The following is a 2,578-nucleotide window of genomic DNA, read 5'->3' on the forward strand; positions in this document are numbered from 1 at the left end:
TTGAGCGCCACGCCCAGCTCCCGATGCAGCCGCGACAGCAACGTCATCGCCCGCAGCGAATGGCCGCCCAGCTCGAAAAAGTTGTCGTGGACGCCCACTTGCGCCACGCCCAGCACGTCCTGCCAGATGCTCGCCACTGCCTGCTCCAGCTCGCTGCGCGGGGCGACATAGGCTACCCCCGTCGCCAGCTGACCTTCCGGGGCCGGCAGCGCTTTGCGATCCAGCTTGCCGTTCGGCGTCAGCGGCAATTGCTCCAGCTGCACGTAGTACGACGGCACCATGTAGCTCGGCAGCGCCTGCGACAACTCGCCGCGCAGCTCCGCCACCGTCAAGTCCTCTTCCGCCACCACGTACGCGCACAGCTCATGCTCGCCCTGCTCGTTGGGATGCGCGATGACGACGGCTTCCTTCACAGCTTCCATCCCGAGCAGCTGCGCTTCGATCTCGCCCAGCTCGATCCGGTATCCCCGGATCTTCACCTGGTGGTCGATCCGGCCCAGAAATTCAAGGCTTCCGTCGGGCAACCTTCGTGCAAGATCTCCTGTGCGGTACAACATTTTATCAGGATCGAAAGGACTTTCCACAAAACGTTCGGCGGTCAATTCAGGCAGATTCAAATAACCGCTGCCCAAGCCTGGTCCCGTCAAATACAGTTCCCCTGGAATACCGTTCGGAAGCAACTTTCGCGCGGTATCGAGTATGAACGCCCCGGTGTTCCATATCGGCTGGCCAATGACTTGCCGGACCGTTAACAACTTCATCTGCGCTGGCTCGATCCGCTTGTAGATGGCCCCGATGGTAGTTTCTGTTGGCCCGTAGTGATTCAGAAATTCCGTTTCCGGATACTGGCCATGGAATCTTATCAAATCATCCTGCTGAATACTTTCGCCGCCCAGCACGATTAAGCGAACTTTTCTCAGTTCCACCGACTCCGCGAAGCCGCGGGCACGCACGAGCATGCGGAATAGCGAAGGCGTCATTTTTAAATACGTGACTTCTTGTTCGTGTAAGTAGGTGCGGAGCTGCTCCGGATCCGAATAAGTTTCTTTCTTCGGAAGATGCAGCTGTCCACCTGCCAGTAGAATTGGAAACAAGCTCGTATACCCCAGATCGAACGCGTACGATGAGAGAAGCGCCGTTCGATCCATCGGTGATAGAAGCATTTCTTTGCTGAACCAAGAAGCATAATGAACAAGTCCACGGTGGGTCAATTGCACGCCTTTTGGTTTACCTGTCGTTCCGGACGTGTAGATGATATACGCCGTCTCGTCTCCCGTGCCTAAGACTGGAATTACGGTCGATACCGACTGTTGCAGTGCGTCACTTTCGTGCATCGCATAACTACAAATATCCCAAACTCCTCCTTTAAAGATAGGAGCAAACACCTCTACATAGACTTGTTGAGTAAGAAGCAAACACGCGCCGCTGTCACGAAGCATGAACTGAATTCGTTCTGTTGGCAGTTCGGGATCAATCGGCAGGTAAGCCGCACCAGACTTCATGACGCCGAGTATGGAAACAACCGTGTCGACTGACGGATCTAGCGCGAGCGCCACGACGGATTCCCGTCCCACACCTTGGTTTCGAAGCATAACCGCCAATCGATCGGAGCGTTCTTCAAGCTCAGCATAAGTAAGTCTATTCTTCCCAGAAATAATAGCTACATGGTCTGGCGTCAAGTGAACCCGCTTCGTAAATAAGCCATGAAAGGTAAGTCCGCCCGCGCATGTCGTCCGCTCCCCAAAGCTGTCCTCCAGCAGTTGACGCTGCTCCAACGGCGAGGCAAGGCTTATCTCGGCAATCTGGATTCGTGGCTGTTCGATAACAGACCGAATCACTTGCAGAAAGCATCTGCCAAGACGAGTTATCGTATCCTTGGAGAACAGTGCCGCGGAGAAATTGATGCTTATATTAATCTTTCCTTCTAGTTCGAGAGCGGTCACCGACAGATCGAATTTCGCAGCGTGATGGTCCTGCTCATACGGCACAATGCGCAATTCCGGCAGCTCCAGCACTCCATGCTCCGTATTTTGCAAGATGAACATCGTGTCAAACAGCGGATGCCGGCTCAGATCGCGCGGCAGATCCAGCTGCCCCACCAGTTCCTCGAACGGGTACTCCTGATGCTCGAAGGCGAGCAGCGTGCATGCCTTCACTTCCTGCAGGAAGGACGCGAACGTCTTCTCGCCCGTCGGATAGCTCCGCAGCGCGAGGGTATTCACGAACACCCCCATCAACTTCTCCACGTCCGCATGTGGTCTGCCTGCGATCGGCGAACCCACGATCATCTCTTCCTGCCCGGTATACTTCGACAACAGTACCTTATACGCCGCCAGCAGCACCATGTACAGCGTTGTGCCCGTTTCCTCGGCCAACCGTTTCAAACCAGTGACCAGCGTTTCGTCCAACGTGAAGCCGATCCGCGCACCTTCGAAGCTCCGTACGGCCGGCCGCGGATAATCCGTCGGCAGCTGCAGCGTTGGCACTTCGCCCGCCAACGCCTCCAGCCAGTACGATTCATGCTCCTTCATGGCCTCACTGCCTTGACGCTCCTGCTGCCAGGCCGCGTAATCCTTGT

At 55.9% G+C, this 2,578-nt stretch carries 1 protein-coding gene; it reads right to left on the minus strand.

Annotation, left to right across the window (positions count from 1 at the left end):
* Positions 1 to 2,531 (minus strand): non-ribosomal peptide synthetase (locus GT019_RS31445; protein WP_235949636.1); only part of this gene is annotated, 2,531 nt, incomplete at its 3' end.
* Positions 2,532 to 2,578 lie beyond the last annotated feature (47 nt).

It is taken from the genome of Paenibacillus glycinis (assembly GCF_009909185.1).
Taxonomy (GTDB): domain Bacteria; phylum Bacillota; class Bacilli; order Paenibacillales; family Paenibacillaceae; genus Paenibacillus_Z; species Paenibacillus_Z glycinis.